At 67.6% G+C, this 15,289-nt stretch carries 14 protein-coding genes and 1 pseudogene; 3 read left to right on the top strand and 12 right to left on the bottom strand.

All coding sequences use genetic code 11. The features are described 5' to 3' along the window. Positions 1-8: 8 nt before the first annotated feature. The 11 genes and pseudogenes from CSEG_RS17985 to CSEG_RS17940 all read right to left on the bottom strand — a co-directional run bounded on the left by CSEG_RS17985 (position 9) and on the right by CSEG_RS17940 (position 9,236). Entirely contained in the window at positions 9-851 is an 843-nt protein-coding gene (locus CSEG_RS17985) for an efflux RND transporter periplasmic adaptor subunit (RefSeq protein WP_244264912.1), read from the bottom strand. A gap of 370 nt (positions 852-1,221) precedes the next feature. Beyond that, the gene (locus CSEG_RS17980; RefSeq protein WP_013080655.1) at positions 1,222-1,860 is read right to left on the bottom strand and encodes a glutathione S-transferase family protein; all 639 of its coding nucleotides are present in this window, start codon (positions 1,858-1,860) and stop codon (positions 1,222-1,224) included. Between the two features lie 161 nt (positions 1,861-2,021). Next, complete coding sequence (locus tag CSEG_RS17975; protein ID WP_013080654.1) at positions 2,022-3,194, bottom strand: acetyl-CoA C-acetyltransferase; 1,173 nt, start codon at positions 3,192-3,194, stop codon at positions 2,022-2,024. 98 nt (positions 3,195-3,292) lie between these two features. Further along, entirely contained in the window at positions 3,293-3,736 is a 444-nt protein-coding gene (locus CSEG_RS17970; RefSeq protein WP_013080653.1) for a hypothetical protein, read from the bottom strand. A gap of 109 nt (positions 3,737-3,845) precedes the next feature. Beyond that, positions 3,846-4,190 (bottom strand): hypothetical protein, encoded by a 345-nt coding sequence (locus CSEG_RS17965; protein WP_013080652.1) that lies wholly within the window; start codon positions 4,188-4,190, stop codon positions 3,846-3,848. A 191-nt stretch (positions 4,191-4,381) separates the two neighbouring features. Further along, complete coding sequence (locus CSEG_RS23435; protein ID WP_227878935.1) at positions 4,382-4,675, bottom strand: hypothetical protein; 294 nt, start codon at positions 4,673-4,675, stop codon at positions 4,382-4,384. 211 nt (positions 4,676-4,886) lie between these two features. Then, positions 4,887-5,084 (bottom strand): annotated as a pseudogene (locus CSEG_RS23600) (helix-turn-helix domain-containing protein); the annotation flags it as partial. A gap of 89 nt (positions 5,085-5,173) precedes the next feature. Continuing rightward, entirely contained in the window at positions 5,174-5,902 is a 729-nt protein-coding gene (locus CSEG_RS17955) for a FadR/GntR family transcriptional regulator (RefSeq protein ID WP_013080651.1), read from the bottom strand. A 201-nt stretch (positions 5,903-6,103) separates the two neighbouring features. After that, positions 6,104-7,675, bottom strand: a complete 1,572-nt coding sequence (locus CSEG_RS17950) for a sodium/sugar symporter (protein ID WP_013080650.1) — start codon at positions 7,673-7,675, stop codon at positions 6,104-6,106. A 32-nt stretch (positions 7,676-7,707) separates the two neighbouring features. Beyond that, positions 7,708-8,316 (bottom strand): 2-dehydro-3-deoxy-6-phosphogalactonate aldolase, encoded by a 609-nt coding sequence (locus tag CSEG_RS17945; RefSeq protein WP_013080649.1) that lies wholly within the window; start codon positions 8,314-8,316, stop codon positions 7,708-7,710. A gap of 5 nt (positions 8,317-8,321) precedes the next feature. Continuing rightward, positions 8,322-9,236 (bottom strand): 2-dehydro-3-deoxygalactonokinase, encoded by a 915-nt coding sequence (locus CSEG_RS17940; RefSeq protein WP_013080648.1) that lies wholly within the window; start codon positions 9,234-9,236, stop codon positions 8,322-8,324. Between the two features lie 229 nt (positions 9,237-9,465). Here CSEG_RS17940 and CSEG_RS17935 point away from each other — a divergent pair, with 229 nt between their 5' ends. From CSEG_RS17935 to CSEG_RS17930, 3 genes are all read left to right on the top strand, one after another. After that, the gene (locus CSEG_RS17935; RefSeq protein ID WP_013080647.1) at positions 9,466-12,306 is read left to right on the top strand and encodes a glycoside hydrolase family 31 protein; all 2,841 of its coding nucleotides are present in this window, start codon (positions 9,466-9,468) and stop codon (positions 12,304-12,306) included. A 63-nt stretch (positions 12,307-12,369) separates the two neighbouring features. Beyond that, the gene (locus CSEG_RS23595) at positions 12,370-12,501 is read left to right on the top strand and encodes a hypothetical protein (RefSeq protein WP_265416127.1); all 132 of its coding nucleotides are present in this window, start codon (positions 12,370-12,372) and stop codon (positions 12,499-12,501) included. Positions 12,502-12,756: 255 nt separating this feature from the next. Then, complete coding sequence (locus CSEG_RS17930; RefSeq protein ID WP_013080646.1) at positions 12,757-13,584, top strand: flagellin; 828 nt, start codon at positions 12,757-12,759, stop codon at positions 13,582-13,584. Positions 13,585-13,662: 78 nt separating this feature from the next. Here CSEG_RS17930 and CSEG_RS17925 read toward each other — a convergent pair whose 3' ends face one another. Further along, positions 13,663-15,276, bottom strand: a complete 1,614-nt coding sequence (locus tag CSEG_RS17925; RefSeq protein WP_013080645.1) for a carboxylesterase/lipase family protein — start codon at positions 15,274-15,276, stop codon at positions 13,663-13,665. Positions 15,277-15,289: the final 13 nt, after the last annotated feature.

Below are 15,289 nucleotides of genomic sequence, written 5' to 3'. Positions count from 1 at the left end.
GGGCGTCCTTAGCGAGCGGGCTTGGGCGCGGCGGCGGCGCTCACGCGCACCAGGTCGCCCTCGCCCAGGAAGCCCGCGCCCTCGACCACCACCTGCTCGCCGGCCGCGAGACCGGTGGCGGCGACGCGGTCGCCGGTGCTGGTCAGGATCTGGATCCGGCGGAAATGGACCTTCTTGGCGTTGTCGACGACGAAGACGCCCGGACGGTTCTCGCGGTACAGCACCGAGGCGCTAGGCACCACCAGCGCCGGCTGGTCGCCGGCGTCGATGCGGACGCGGGCGAACATGCCCGGGCGGAAGCCGCCCATCGACGACAGCGCCACGCGCGCCACGCCCAGGCGGCTGCTGGTGTTGACCTCGGAGGTGACGATGCGCACGCGACCGCTCGTCTCGCCGACCTTGTCGGAATAGATGGTCGCCGGCATCCCCGCCTTCACGGCGCCGAGCTCGGTCTCGGGGATCTCGGCGTCGACTTCCAGCCGGCTGTCGCGGACGATGCGGAAAAGCTCCGACCCGGAGGTGACGATCTGGCCCTTGGTGACGCTGCGGCGGCTGATCAGCCCGCCGACCGGCGCGCGGACCGAGGTCTGAGCCAGGCGCGCGGCGGTCTCGCCACGGGCGGCTTCGGCGGCGGCCAGGTTGGCGCTCGCCGTGCCCTGGCGGGCCGTGGCGGTGTCGAGCGAGGCTTGGCTGAGGTAGCCCTTGGCCTGCAACTCACGAGCGCGGCCCAGGGCGGCCTGGGCCTCGGCCAGGGTGGCGCGGGCGCTGGCCACGGCGGCCTCCTGCTGGCGCAGCTGGGCGCTGATCAGGGCGTCGTTCAGCTTGACCAGCACCTGGCCGGCCTGGACCACTTGGCCCTCTTCGGCGTTGACCGAAACGGCCGTGTGAGACCGCCGGTTTCGGCGCCGACCGGCACCTCTTCCCAGGGCGAAACGGTGCCAGTGGCGTTGATGAGGCGGGCGATCGGTTGGCTGGCGACCGTGGCCACGCTGACGGTGGCGGCCGCCGCGGGGGCCTTGGCCTTCTTCGGCTTCTTGTCGCCGCATCCAGAAAGGGCGATCGCGCTCACCCCCAGGACCAAGACCAGCGCGCTCGTAGTCGGGCGGCGCCCATTGATCCGGTAAAGCACGTTCAACCCCAGTGACAGTTGTTAGCCCGTCGGCCTTCTAGCCGACAAACCCCCGGTCGCTGAGTTAATTTGCCGTAAGACGATAAAAACGTTCAAACGCTTGCTGGAGCCTGGCTCTGCGCCGCCTTGGCGCTGGCGAAGGCGGGACGCTGGCTCATGCGGGTCCAGTAGTCGGCGACCGCCGGCGGGAGCTCGCCGTCCAGCTTCAGGGCCCGGGCCAGCAGCAGGGCGTAGGCCACCGAGATGTCGGCGCCGGTGAAGCGGTCGGCGGCGACGAAGGCCGAGGTCTCCAGGATCGCCTCCAGCCCCTCCAGCCGCGCCAGGAACCAGCGGGCGTAGTCCTCGGCCACTTGCGGCTGGCGGCGTTCCTCGGGTTCGAGCCGCGCATAGCGCAGCACCAGGGTCTGGGGAAAGGTCAGGGTGGCCTCGCCATAAACGAGGCCGTTCAGATAGGCGCCGTAGCCCGGCTCCTCGGGACGGACCGACAGGCGGCCCTCGCCGTGGCGCATCGACAGGTATTCGATCATCGCCGCGGACTCGGTCATCCGCGTATCGCCGTCGACCAGCAGCGGGATGGTGCCCAGCGGGTTCTGGTCCAGGTATTCCCGCGCGTGGAAGCGCGGCGGGAAGGGCAGGAGCTTGAGGTCGTACCGGATCCCAAGCTCCTCCAGCGCCCACAGCGGACGGAACGAGCGCGCGTCGCGGCAGTGCCAGAGGGTGATCATGGTCATCTTCCTATCCCTCTCCCCCTGTGGGAGAGGGGGGCCGAAGGCCGGGTGAGGGGTCTCTCGGCGTCGCCGGCGCGACCCCTCATCCGTCAGCGGAGTTTATCCTCGGGCGCGCTTCGCGCGACCCGGGGGCTGACACCTTCTCCCGCTAGGGGAGAAGGACGCTACAGCCGCTCGACGATCGTGACGTTCGCCAGGCCGCCGCCCTCGCACATGGTCTGCAGGCCGTAGCGCGCGCCGCGGTCCTTCAGGGCGTGCACCAGCGTCGTCATCAGCTTGGCGCCCGAGCCGCCCAGCGGGTGACCCAGCGCGATGGCGCCGCCGTTGACGTTCAGCTTGGCCGGATCGCCGCCGGTGACCTTCAGCCAGGCCGTCGGCACCGAGGCGAAGGCCTCGTTGACCTCGTAGAGGTCAATGTCGCCGATCTTCATGCCGGCCCGTTCCAGCGCTTTCAGGGTGGCGGGGATCGGGGCCTCCAGCATGATCACCGGGTCGTGGCCGATCACGGTCATGTGGTGGATGCGGGCCAGCGGCTCGACGCCCAGGGCCTTCAGGCCACGCTCGTTGACGATCATCACCCCGGCCGCGCCGTCGCAGATCTGGCTGGAGGTGGCGGCGGTGATGCGGCCGTCCTCGGCCAGCAGCTTCACCGAGCCGATCGACTCCAGGGAGGCGTCCCAGCGGATGCCCTCGTCGACCTCGTGGCGTTCGGTCTTGCCGTCCTCCAGCTTGACCTCGATCGGCACGATCTCGGCGGCGAACTTGCCGGCCTTGGTGGCGGCCATGGCCCGCTGGTGGCTCTCGAGCGCGAAGGCGTCGAGGTCGGCCCGCGAGAGGTCGTACTTCTTGGCCATCATCTCGGCGCCCATGAACTGGCTGAACTGGACGCCGGGATACTTGTCCTCGATGCGCGGGCTCTTGTAGGTGCCGAAGCCGTTCTTGTACGGCAGCTGCGAGGACAGGCCCATCGGCACGCGGCTCATGCTCTCGACGCCGGCGGCGATGACGATGTCCATCGCGCCCGACATCACGGTGGCGGCGGCGAAGTGGATGGCTTGCTGCGAGGAGCCGCACTGCCGGTCGACCGAGGTCCCCGGCACGCTCTCGGGCAGCTTGGAGGCGAGGATGGCGTTGCGAGCCACGTTCAGGCCCTGCTCGCCGACCTGGCCGACGCAGCCCATGATCACGTCCTCGACCAGGGCCGGATCCGCGCCGGTCCGATCGACCAGGGCGTCGAGAATGACGCCGCCCAGATCGGCCGGGTGCCAGCCCGAGACCTTGCCGCCCTTGCGCCCCCCGGCCGTCCGCGCGGCCGCCACGATATAGGCTTCGCCCATTGGTTCCTCCCTTTTGCCTTGACGCGCGTCCGGGCGGCGAACCGCTCACACTTCGCCTGACGCGCTTGCGTTGCGGAGAGTGAAACAGGCGTTTGGGGCTATGTCAGCGGTGACGCGGCGTCAGGAGAGGGCGGGTTTCGGCGGCGGATCGAGCCGAGAAACAGCGCGGTCATGGCCAGGTAGCTGAAGATGCCGCCGCCCGCGATCAAGCTGGCGCGGTTGGGGATCCTGGGATCGGCCAGGGTGGCCAGGGTCAGGAACAGGGTCAGCCCATGGAATCCGCAGGCCCACATGGGCCACCAGCGATCCGACCGCAGGGCGATGAACAGCAGAACTCCCAGCAGCGTCATGTCGACGAGAAACACCGGGGTCTGCGGGCCAAACCACAGGTGGCTCTTGTAGAAGAGGCCCGTGGCGAACCAGGCCAGGATCATCGCGACGGCGGCGAGCCGCTCGGGCGGGCCGCCGCGCCAGAGCGCCGCGCCGGTCGTGATCAACAGCCCAACGAGGCTGGCCCACTGATAGAGGTGGTTGAAGTTCATCGCGCCAGGGTGGCGCCGTTCTTCCAGATTGCAACGCCCCTCGGCGGCGGGAACCGCCGGGGGGCGCGCGACGGCGCGGGAGCGCCTTGGCGGATGAGCAAGTCGCGCGCTAGGCGGCGACGCTGAGGCGGCCGGTGCGCGTCGCCCCGTCCCCCGGCTTTTCGGGCGCTTGACCGAACGAAATGGCGGCGAGGCCGATATCATGCTGGGCCACCGACAGATGCTTGTGGGTGACGACGATGTTCTCGCGGGCCACGCCCAGCGCTTGCATCGTGTTGATGGCGGACATCAGGGCGTCCTGGCCGACCAGGGCCGAGAGATTGGCCTCCTGGCGGGTCGTCGGCATCAGCCCGGCCAGGGTGGCGGTGCTGGCGATCGCGGCGTCGATGGCCCTTTCGGCGGCGAACAGGGCTTCGGCGACGGTCTCGGCGGCAAGGCGGCGTTGCTTAAGCATGAGCGGTCTCCGTCACGCCGGGCGACCCGGCGCGTTGCAGGAAGGGTGAGGGTAGGAAAGCCGAGACGCCCTGGGGCGTCTCAATCAGGGAAACAGGGCTTGCAGCGCGTGGAGTCCCGCGAGGATCGAGCCGAACGCAAAGGCCGTCACGATCATCACGGCGGCGATGAAAGCCAACCGGAGCGGGACGCTTAGATGGTTAGGTCGTCCATTTCCGAGTCCGAAGACGAGGAGTCCAACGGGAAGGTCTCGTCCATCACCGCGCTGGCGATGCACAGGATTTCCCGCATCACCAGTTCGCTCGGCTTGAAGGAAGCCTGCTTGCGCGTGGCCGCCACTAGGTCGTGGACCATCGCCGCGCCATCCGGCGTCGCCGAAAGGCTCATCAGCTGGCGCTCGAGTTCGCTCCAGGTGATGGGCGGAAGGGCCTCGGCCGAATTGAGAGCCGGCCAGCTGTTCCGGAAACTCATGATGTCCTGGCGCATGTACGTCGCCCGGCCAATGGCTTCCTTTTGGTAGGGGGTCAGTTCGGTCACGGAAAGCTCCTTCCTCAGCGAGGTCAGGAGACCCAAAAGAAGGATGCGCGCCTAGCCGCGCCGGATCGGACCCCGACGCGATCGGAGGGGGGGTGACAGGGGGCGTCGTAGGGGGAGCGTCCGCGCGATGCGCGCGATCGAAGACCCGTCGCGCGGCGTCGTAGCGATCGGCCGCGCCGAGGCGACGGCGCGCCTTGTCCAGATGCCAGTCGACGGTGTGCTTTGAGAGGCCCAGTTCCCGGGCGATTTCCTTGGAGCTCATGTGCCGATCGACCAGGCGCAAGCACTCACGCTCACGCTCGGTGAGACGGTCGAGACCCTCGACCTGGTCCGTCACAGAGGGATCGCCCTTGTCCATAGCAAGAACTTTAAGGGTCCGCCGCCTTTCGGCCAAGCGCCACCACATTAAACCTTGGCCATGCGACCCGCGAGTCGTTTTCGAAAGACTCACGCCTCGCGGCGCGCGGCCTCCGATTCCGTGCCCGGCGAGGCGGCCCGGATCAGCTCCAGGACGTCGACGATGATCTCCCGCATCGCCGCCGAGGCCCTCTCCGCGTCGCGGGCGATGATCGCTTCGGCCACGTCCTCGTGCGAGGGGATCGAGGCGGTGCGGCCCTTGATGCGGTTGGTGAACCGGATCGAGATGCGCAGGGCCGTGTTCACCAGCTCGTGCAGCTCGCGATAGAAGGGGTTCTTCGTCGCGTCGAGGATGGCGATGTGGAAGGCGATGTCGGCCGACAGCGGGTCGTCCTCGCCGTCGGCGGCCGCCTTCATCCGGCGCAGGCCCTTGCGGATCTCCTCCAGCCCCGCCTCGTCGGCGTTGCGGGCGGCCAGGGCCGCGGCGGCGGGCTCGATGCCCAGCCGCATCTCGGTGAACTCGGCCAGCAGGCGCAGGGAGAACTTGCGCTCCAGCAGCCAGCGCAGCACGTCGGGGTCGAGCATGTTCCACTCGGCCTCGGGCTCCACGACGGTGCCGTGGCGCGGGCGCGCGCTGAGCAGGCCCTTGGCGGTCAGCATCTTGACCGCTTCGCGCGTGACGGTGCGGCTGGCGCCGAACTGCTTGGACAGTTCGCCTTCGGTCGGAAAGCCGATCGCGGCGTATTCGCCGGTGACGATCGCCTGGCCCAGCTGCTCCACCAGGCCGTAGGTCAAGCTCAGGCCAGGCGGGGTGCGCATCGGCGGATCTTCTTTCCTCTGGCGGCGGCTTTTCGTCGGCCGCCGCTCCCTATGGTGTTCACGTCCGCCGAACCGCGGAATCTATGGGTCCGAATACAGCCGCGCCGCCCGCTTTGGGCAAGAGCGTTCGGACTTGCGGCGTCGCCTAAATGCTGAAGGACCGGCATTCGCTATCCCTTTGCGCGCTTGGCTTCGCCCCGATCACCACCAGGTGGCGTAGAGCGCGATCAGGATCAGGACCACGCCGACGCCCGCGATGTTGAAACCGGTCGAGGTCTTGTAGCTGACGCCCTCCAGGGTCACGACGCTGACGACCTTCTTCTGCGGCGCGGCTAGCGAGACCAGAACGGCCCCGGCCAGCGACAGCAGGAAGACGACGCCGACGCGGTTCATGAAGGGCATCGCGTAGATCCCCTTCTCCTGCAGCCACCAGAAGACGGCGGACAGAACGGCCGAGCCGATGGCGGCCGTCAGGGCGCCGGCGGTGGTCGCCTTCTTCCAGAACATGCCCAGGATGAAGATCACCACGATCCCCGGCGTGAAGAAGCCCGTGAACTCCTGGATGAACTGGAAGGCCTGCTCGGCGCCGCCCAGCAGCGGCTTGGCGGTCAGGACGCCGATGATCACCGCGACGACGGCCGTGATCCGGCCCACCGTCACCAGGTGACCCTCGCTGTGGTTCGGGCGCGCCTTGGCGTAGACGTCGAGCGTGAAGATGGTGGCGATCGAATTGATCTTGGCCGCCAGCGAGGCGACGATCGCCGCCACCAGCGCCGCGAACACCAGGCCCAGCAGGCCGGGCGGCAGTAGCTTCATCATCTCCGGATAGGCCTGGTCGGGCTTGATGCCCTCAGGCGCCAGCACCAGCGCGGCGATGCCCGGCAGGACCACGATCACCGGCATCAGCAGCTTCAGATAGGCGGCCATGGCGATGCCCTTCTGGGCCTCGGCCAGGTCCTTGGCGCCGAGGGCGCGCTGGATGATGTACTGGTTGAAGCCCCAGTAGCTGATGTTCATGATCCACAGGCCGCCGATCAGGACCGCGATCCCGGGCAGGTCCTTGTAGTGCGGGTTGTCCTTCGAGAGGATCATGTCGAACTTCTCGGGGAACTGGGTGGTCAGGTGGTGGAAGCCGGCCACGACGTCGCCGCCGCCGATCTTGCCCAGCGACAGCCAGGCGATGATCAGGCCGCCGGTGACCAGCAGGGCCACCTGGACGATGTCGGTCAAGGCGACGGCCTTCAGCCCGCCCCAGATCTGATAGGCCAGGGCGAAGGCGCCGATGGCGGCCAGGGCCCACATCTGGTCGAGGCCCGTGACGGTGTGGACCGCGATCGAGCCTAGCCACAGGATCGAGGTCAGGTTCACGAAGACATAGAGGCCCAGCCAGAACACGGCCATCAGGGTCCGTACGCTGGGGCCGTACCGCTGCTCCAGGAACTGCGGCATCGTGTAGACGCCGTTCTTGAGGAACACCGGCAGGAAGAACTTCCCGACGATCAGCAGGGTCAGGGCCGCCATCCACTCGTACGAGGCGATGGCCAGGCCGATGGCGTAGCCCGAGCCGCTCATGCCGATGATCTGCTCGGCCGAGATATTGGCGGCGATCAGCGACGCGCCGATCGCCCACCAGGGGAGAGCCTTGCCGGCCAGGAAGTAGTCGGTCGAGTCCTTCTGGTGACCGCCCTTGTCCCGGCTGACCCATTGCGCCAGGCCGAAGATGGCGACCGCGTAGATCGCCAGCACCGCGATGTCGATCATGGCCAAGTTCATGATGTTCCCCCCTTTTATTGCTCTTGTCGGTGTCAGGCGTTCCAGGCCGCGACCAGGGCGGCGGCCCGCTCGCCGACCTCCTGGGCCGTGTAGCCCGGCCGGTAGAGGTCGCCCCCGACCCCGAGGCCGGCGACGCCCGCCGCGCGCCAGGGCTCGAGATTGCCCGCGCCGACGCCGCCGACCGCGTAGACGAGAATGTCCTTGGGCAGCACGTCCTTGACCGCCTTGATGTGGCCGGGACCGAACGAGCTGGCCGGATAGAGCTTCAGCGCCTTGGCGCCGGCCTTGACGGCCACGAAGGCCTCCGACGGCGTCGCGAAGCCCGGCATGGCGGTCAGGCCCAGTTCGACCGCGCGAGCGATCACGGCGGCGTCGGTGTTGGGCGTGACGATCAGCTTGCCGCCGACGCCGGCGACCTGGTCGACGACCTCGGGCGCCAGCACCGTGCCGGCGCCGCACAGCGCCTGGTCGCCGAAGGCGTCGCACAGCTTGCCGATGCTCTCCAGCGGATCGGGCGAGTTCATCGGCACCTCGATGCCCTTGATCCCGGCCGCGACCAGGGCGGCGGCGATGTCGACGATCTCGGTCGGCTTGACGCCGCGCAGGATGGCCACGATGGGGGGCGGGGCGGCGTTGGTCATAAGCTTCACTTCTCTTGAGATCTGGAGATCGCCGAAAGGCCGGCGAGGACGGCCGCGTCGCCATCGACGACGGACGCGCCGACCTCGATCTTGGCCAGGGCCTGGACATAGAGGTCGCTGAGGGCGCCCGCGCCGATCACGGTCACGGCGTCCATCGGTCCGAACCAGTCGCGAGCGGCCGCGACGTCCGCGCCGATCAGCAGGCCCGACAGATAGCCCATGGCGTCGGCGGGGCTCATGCCGTCCAGCAATTGGCGAGCGCGGGTCTCGAACATCAGGTGGGTCAGGCGCGCGGCGCCATGCTCGGCGATGCGCGAGAGGCCCAGCGCGAAGCCCTCTGGCGAGCCGTCGGCCTGGCCTCCGCCGCCGGCCGCGAGGGTCGAATGCTTCTTCAGCAAGGCGAAGGTCTCGCCGACCGGCGCGGTGACGAAGCCGGTGACCTTGCCGTCCTCGACCACGGTCCACTTGTTGTGGGTGCCGGGCAGGACCAGCAGATGGCGACCGGTCTGCAGGGCGGGGTTCAGGGACAGGGCGCCGAAGACCTGGGTCTCCTCGCCGCGCATCACGTCGGGACCGCCCAGCGGGTTCACGCAGGAGAGGCCAGGCGCCAGGGTCACCGGCAGGCCGTCGGCCTCGAGCCGGATCGTGCGTTCGGCGATCGCCGCCGGATCGGCCGGGCAGGGGGCGTAGGGGGCCAGGGTCCAGCCGATGCTGGAGCCGACCATGCCGCACAGGATCGCGCCCGCGGGCTTGGCCTCGCGCCAGTCGCCGACCAGGTCGAGGAAGGTCTTTTCGGGGGTGTCGGTCAGGGCCGAGACGCCCGGCCCGTCGCGGCGATGGATGACGCTCTTGCCTTGGCGCAGCCAGAGCCGGAGGCGGGAGGTGCCCCAGTCGCCGACGATCACGATATCCTGGTCCATCAGGCCTCGACCTTCGCCGTCGCGCGTCGCCGTCCTGTGTTCCCGTCGCTCATGATCGTCCCTAGCCAGGCCTTTGGGTGGCCCGATGTCGGGAGGATTTATAGTACAATATCCCGCGGTGCAATCGACCTGGTTACGACCATCAGGGGTCTGGCCAAGACGTCGCCGGGCGGCGAGTGTCTTCCGAACGACTGATAGCGCTATCAAGGCGCGACGAGGGAGAATGGGGATGGGCGCTCGGCGTTTGGCGGTGGCGGTTTCCGTGGCGGCCTTGATGGCCTCGAGCTCGGCCCTGGCCCTGGACGGCGGCTTCGCGAAGACCGCCGACGGGGTGATCGTCACGCCCGCGGCGGGGCCGGCCAAGACGATCCGCCTGCAGGTGATGGGCGACCGGATCATCCGCGTCACCGCCTCTCCGACCGATGAGATCAACGTCCCGCCCAGCCTGATGGTCGTCGCCACGCCGAAGACCTCGGGCTTCACCGTGTCCGAGGCGGGCGGCAAGGTCGTGCTGAAGGCGGGTCAGGCCACGGCCGAGGTGGCGCTGAAGGACGGCGCGGTCTCGTTCAAGGACGCTTCGGGCAAGACCGTCCTGACCGAGCAGGGACGCTCGGCCTTCAAGCCGCTGACCATCGACGGCAAGGGCTTCTACGCGGTCAGCCAACGGTTCAACCCGAGCACCGACGAGGGCTTCTATGGCCTGGGGCAGCACCAGAACGGCCAGATGAACTACAACGGCCAGGACGTCGAGCTGGCCCAGTACAATCGCGCCATCGCCATCCCGTTCGTGCTGTCGACCCGCAACTACGGGGTGCTCTGGGACAACAATGGCATCACCCGCTTCGGCGACCCGAAGCCCTACGCCCTGGCCTCGCGCGACCTGAAGATCTTCGACGCGGCCGGCAAGCCGGGCGGCTTCACCGCCAAGTACTCCGTGAACGGCCAGTTGAAGCTGACCCGCGTCGAGGCGGACGTGAACTACCAGTACCTGAAGGACCTGCCGAACTGGCCGAGCGAGCTGACGGGCGCCGACAAGAAGCCGCTCAAGGGCGCCAGTGTGGTCTGGGAGGGCTATGTCGAACCCAGGACCAGCGGCGTCCAGAAGTTCCAGCTGTACTCGTCCAGCTACGCCAAGCTTTGGGTGGACGGTCAGTTGAAGATCGACCGCTGGCGGCAGAACTGGAACCCGTGGTTCCACAACTTCACGGCCCCGATGAAGGCCGGGACCCGCCACAAGGTGCGGATCGAGTGGACGCCCGAGGACGGTTACATCGCCCTGCTGCACAACGACCCGTTGCCCGCCGCCCAGCAGAAGTCGCTGACCCTGACCTCGGACGTCGCCCACGCGGTCGACTACTATTTCGTCTCCGGCGAGAACCTCGACCAGGTGGTCTCGGGCTACCGTCAGCTGACCGGCAAGGCGGAGGCTCTGCCGCGCTGGGCCTACGGCTTCTGGCAGAGCCGCCAGCGCTACGAGACCCAGGACCAGATCGTCGGCGTGCTCAAGGAGTACCGCGCCCGCAAGCTGCCGATCGACAATGTCGTGATGGACTGGCGCTACTGGAAGGACGACCAGTGGGGCAGCCACAAGTTCGACGAGACGCGCTTCCCCGATCCCCAGAAGATGCTGGACGACATCCACGGGATGAACGGCCATTTCATGATCTCGATCTGGCCCAAGTTCTATCCGTGGACCGACCACTTCAAGGCGCTCGACGCCAAGGGCTTCATGTACAAGCGCAACATCGAGCAGGGCGCGGTCGACTGGGTGGGGCCAGGCTACGCCAATTCGTTCTACGACCCGTACGCCAAGGAAGCGCGTGACATCTACTGGCGCCAGGTCAAGGACAGCCTAAAGCGCTACGGCGTCGACGCCTGGTGGATGGACAGCGACGAGCCGGACATGCACTCCAACCTCGACGTTCCCGAGCGCACCCTTCGCATGGGGCCGACGGCGCTGGGGCCGGGCGCCGAGTTCTTCAATTCCTATCCGCTGATTCACACCCAAGGCGTGTTCGAGGGCGAGCGTGAGCTTGATCCCAACAAGCGCGGCTTCATCCTGTCGCGTTCGGGCTTCGGCGGCATCCAGCGTCACGGCGTGGCGTTGTGGAGCGGTGACGTGGTCGCCCGCTGGGACGATTTCCGCGACCAGATCTCGGCGGGGGTGAACCTGTCGATGTCGGGCGTGCCCAACTGGACCACCGACATCGGCGGCTTCTCGGTCGAGGATCGCTATACCAACCAGGAGCCGGCCCATAAGGCCGAGTGGCGAGAGCTGAACCTGCGCTGGTTCCAGTTCGGCGCCTTCTCGCCCCTGTTCCGAAGCCACGGCGAGTTCCCGTACCGCGAGATCTACAACCTCGCCGAGGACGGGACCGAGGTCTACCAGAGCCTGGCCTGGTACGACGCGCTCCGGTACCGGCTCATGCCCTACACCCTGACCCTGGCGGGCGAGACCTATCACCGCGACGGCGGGATCATGCGCGGCCTGGTCATGGACTTCCCGGACGACCTGAAGGCGCGGAACGTCGACGACGAGTACCTCTACGGCCCGGCCTTCCTGGTCGCGCCGGTGACCCGCTTCCAGGCGCGGTCGCGGGAGGTCTATCTGCCGGCGGGGACGTCCTGGTACGACTTCGAGACCGGCCAGCGCCACGCCGGCGGCCAGACGATCACGGCCCACGCGCCGCTCTCGCGCATGCCGCTGTTCGTCAAGGCCGGGTCAATCGTGCCGACGACCGAGGTCCAGCAGTTTATCGGCGAAAAGCCCGACGCGCCGATCACCTTGCTCGTCTACACGGGTGCGGACGGCCGGTTCGAGCTCTACGAGGACGATGGCCTGTCAACGGCCTATCAGCGCGGCGCCTATAGCCGCATTCCGGTCAGCTATGACCACGCCGCGGGCCGCTTGACCATCGGCCCCCGGTCGGGGCGCTACGACGGCATGGTCGATAGACGAGCGTTCAAGGTTCGCTTCGTCGGGCCCGGGGTGAAGTCCGCAGACTTCGACGTGGCCGACGCCACGATCGACTATGCGGGCGCGCCGGTGGTGGTCACGCGGCGGAAATAGCGGCGCCGGTCAGGGAGCCTGTCGGTCTTTCCTTCGTTGGAAGGAGGCAAGGAGCCTCTTTCGATGCGTCGTCGTCTTCGTTTCCTGTCGGACGCCTGGAAGGCGCTGGTCTTCGTTACGCGCATCCGCGCGGCGGCCAGGCCGTGTCGCTCGCGCCGCGTTCCACCAGCCGCTCCCGAGTCCGTGGCGGGCTGATACCCTGAATCGAAATTAATATAGCCATGTGCAATTCGCCGGGCCGTGTCTCATTCTGAGACATATTCTATAAAAACCTATATCTAGATTAAGTAAATTCGATCTTAATGATTAATATAATAGATCGCTATGTTAATAGTACATCTGTGTTTCTTAAACGAAATAGAAATCACACTATCGGATACTTGCCGTGGGTAAAACGCCCACCGGCCGTCAAAAGGACGCCGGAACACCTCGAATAGGAGTTGTTTCGTTATGGCGCTGAACAGCATCAACACGAACTCTGGGGCCCTTATCGCCCTGCAAAACCTGAACGCGACGAATTCCGAACTGGGCACCGTCCAACAGCGCATCAATACCGGTAAGAAAGTTGCCACCGCCAAGGACAACGGCGCGATCTGGGCCATGGCCAAGACGCAGTCGGCCACCGCCAGCAGCCTGAATTCGGTGAAGGACTCGCTGCAACGCGGTCAGTCCACCATCGACGTGGCTCTCGCCGCCGGCGACACGATCACCGACCTGCTCGGCAAGATGAAGGAAAAGGCCCTGGCCGCTTCCGACTCTTCGCTGAACACCGCCTCGTTCAACGCTCTGAAGTCGGACTTTGAATCGCTGCGGAAGCAGATCACCAAGGCCGCCACGAACTCCAAGTTCAACGGCGCCAGCCTGGCCACCGGCTCTGTCGCCAGCATGACGTTCCTGGCCAACTCGGATGGTTCGGGCCTGACTGTCAGCGCCCAGACCCTGAGCCTGGGCGGCCTGGCCCTGACGACGGCCGCGGCCGCGGCCTTCACCACCGCGACCGAAGCCAAGGCCATGATCGCCAAGGTCGACAGCGCCATCGGCACGGCCACCAACAAGCTGGCCGCCCTCGGCACGGCTTCGACGGGCCTCGACACCCACCTGACCTTCATCGGCAAGCTGCAAGACAGCCTGGACGCCGGCGTTGGCAACCTGGTGGACGCCGACCTGGCCAAGGAAAGCGCCAAGCTGCAGTCGCTGCAAACCAAGCAACAGCTGGGCATCCAGGCGCTGTCGATCGCGAACTCTTCGAGCTCGTCGATCCTGAGCCTGTTCCGCTAAGACGGATAAAGCGGCGGCGTTCGCGCCGGCTGCATCTGGGGCGAGCCTTCGGGCTCGCCCTTTTTCTTTGCCTAGAACTCAGGTCCCGAACTGGGTGAACGGCACGCGGTTGAAGAACTGGCGCTCTGCGCCGCGCGGGTCGTCGGCCATGCGCGACGTGTTGTCGAACACCATCGTCTGGCGGCGGGGCAGGGTGTAGGGCTCCCACTTCGGCAGGCTTCCGCCGTTCGGATCGCCGCCGCGGGCGAAGGCGATGAAGGCGTCGCTCATCGTGTTCGACATGGCGACCGACTCCGGTCCCGTCCCGACGATTGAGCCCTTGGCGTCCAGCGTGCCGAACACCAGGCCGATGTCGATGGTGTGCGGCGCGCCGAAGATCCCGCCCTGGATCGGCGACTTCCAGTCCACTTGATAGACATAGGCCGGAGCGCCCGATCGGGCCCGCTCCTCGGCCTGGATGATCGCGGCCTTCCACGAGCGCCCGGCGGTCGAGGCGGCGAAATAGACGTCGGCCGGCGAATAGGTCGGATAGGTCTGGCGGTAGAAGGCCACCACCGTCTCGGGATCGATGTCGATGCGGGCGTTGAACTGACCCGGCAGCCTGGCGATCACCTCGTCCCAGGTCTGGGGGAAGGCCTTTGCGTCCCAGCCGATGAAGCCCTTGGTCTCGTCGTGGGTGTTGCCGCACATCATCGGGACCGACAGACCCTCGGGCGTGGCGTCGGGGAAGAACGGGTGGCGCGTCAGCGACCGCTCGTCCAGCACCGGACCCATATAGACCCCGCCCGAGGCGGCGATTGGGTCGACGGCCTTCAGGCCAGCCAGCATGTCCTGGGCGGACAGGGCGCGCAGGGCCGCCAGGTCCGTCACGCCCAGCTTGTCGAGGAAGGCCTTGGCGCGCCGGGTGGCGTTGAACGGGCCGCCAACGGTGACCTGCTGGCCGCTCATGGTGGCGGCGCGGTGGAACAGGCCCTTGGCCGCGGGCATGCCCATCAGGGTGGCGATCTTGGCGCCGCCGCCCGACTGGCCAAACAGCATCACCCGCTCCGGATCGCCGCCGAACGCGGCGATGTTGTCGCGCACCCACTGCAGCGCCAGCACCAGGTCCAGTTGGCCGGCGTTGCCGCTGTCGGCGACCGACGGGTCGTTGAACAGGCGGGCCAGATAGAGGTAGCCAAAGGCGTTCAGGCGGTGGTTCACCGTCACCACCACGACGTCGCCGCGCCTGGCCAGCTTGGTCCCCTCGTACCAGGGGCTGGCGCCCGAGCCGCCGTTGTAGGCGCCGCCGTGGATGTAGAACATCACCGGACGTTTGCCGCCGTCGGCGAGGCCGGCCTTCCCAGGCTTGGCCGGCGTCCAGACGTTCAGGAACAGGCAGTCTTCCGAGAGCGTCTCGCCCTCTTCGCCCTTGCCGCTCTGCATCGAGGCCGCGCCGTAGGTGAGGGCGTCCTTGACGTCGGTCCAGGGCTCGGGCTTGACCGGCGGCATGAACCGCCGCGCGCCGCCAGTGTCGGCGCCATAGCGCAGGCCCTTGAAGACGCTGACCTCGCTGTCGACATAGCCGCGCACCTTGCCGTGGGTGGTCTTGACCACGGGCGAGCGCTTCTCGGCCGTGAAGCCGGCGCTGGGCAACGCGGCGTAGGCGGCCAGCGCGGCGGCGCCGGTGATCAGGGTGCGGCGGGTGGCGTCCATCGAGTTTCCTCCG

Source organism: Caulobacter segnis ATCC 21756 (assembly GCF_000092285.1).
In the GTDB taxonomy this organism is placed as follows: domain Bacteria; phylum Pseudomonadota; class Alphaproteobacteria; order Caulobacterales; family Caulobacteraceae; genus Caulobacter; species Caulobacter segnis.
The sequence above is the reverse complement of the archived record's forward strand: the minus strand, read 5'-3'. Positions and strand labels throughout refer to the sequence as shown.

Bases quoted from the DNA above. Each gene is read 5' to 3' on its own strand.
- CSEG_RS17980 (WP_013080655.1), bottom strand. From the start codon at position 1,860: ATGACCATGATCACCCTCTGGCACTGCCGCGACGCGCGCTCGTTCCGT.
- CSEG_RS17975 (WP_013080654.1), bottom strand. From the start codon at position 3,194: ATGGGCGAAGCCTATATCGTGGCGGCCGCGCGGACGGCCGGGGGGCGC.
- CSEG_RS17970 (WP_013080653.1), bottom strand. From the start codon at position 3,736: ATGAACTTCAACCACCTCTATCAGTGGGCCAGCCTCGTTGGGCTGTTG.
- CSEG_RS17965 (WP_013080652.1), bottom strand. From the start codon at position 4,190: ATGCTTAAGCAACGCCGCCTTGCCGCCGAGACCGTCGCCGAAGCCCTG.
- CSEG_RS23435 (WP_227878935.1), bottom strand. From the start codon at position 4,675: ATGCGCCAGGACATCATGAGTTTCCGGAACAGCTGGCCGGCTCTCAAT.
- CSEG_RS17955 (WP_013080651.1), bottom strand. From the start codon at position 5,902: ATGCGCACCCCGCCTGGCCTGAGCTTGACCTACGGCCTGGTGGAGCAG.
- CSEG_RS17950 (WP_013080650.1), bottom strand. From the start codon at position 7,675: ATGAACTTGGCCATGATCGACATCGCGGTGCTGGCGATCTACGCGGTC.
- CSEG_RS17945 (WP_013080649.1), bottom strand. From the start codon at position 8,316: ATGACCAACGCCGCCCCGCCCCCCATCGTGGCCATCCTGCGCGGCGTC.
- CSEG_RS17940 (WP_013080648.1), bottom strand. From the start codon at position 9,236: ATGGACCAGGATATCGTGATCGTCGGCGACTGGGGCACCTCCCGCCTC.
- CSEG_RS17935 (WP_013080647.1), top strand. From the start codon at position 9,466: ATGGGCGCTCGGCGTTTGGCGGTGGCGGTTTCCGTGGCGGCCTTGATG.
- CSEG_RS23595 (WP_265416127.1), top strand. From the start codon at position 12,370: ATGCGTCGTCGTCTTCGTTTCCTGTCGGACGCCTGGAAGGCGCTGGTC.
- CSEG_RS17930 (WP_013080646.1), top strand. From the start codon at position 12,757: ATGGCGCTGAACAGCATCAACACGAACTCTGGGGCCCTTATCGCCCTG.
- CSEG_RS17925 (WP_013080645.1), bottom strand. From the start codon at position 15,276: ATGGACGCCACCCGCCGCACCCTGATCACCGGCGCCGCCGCGCTGGCC.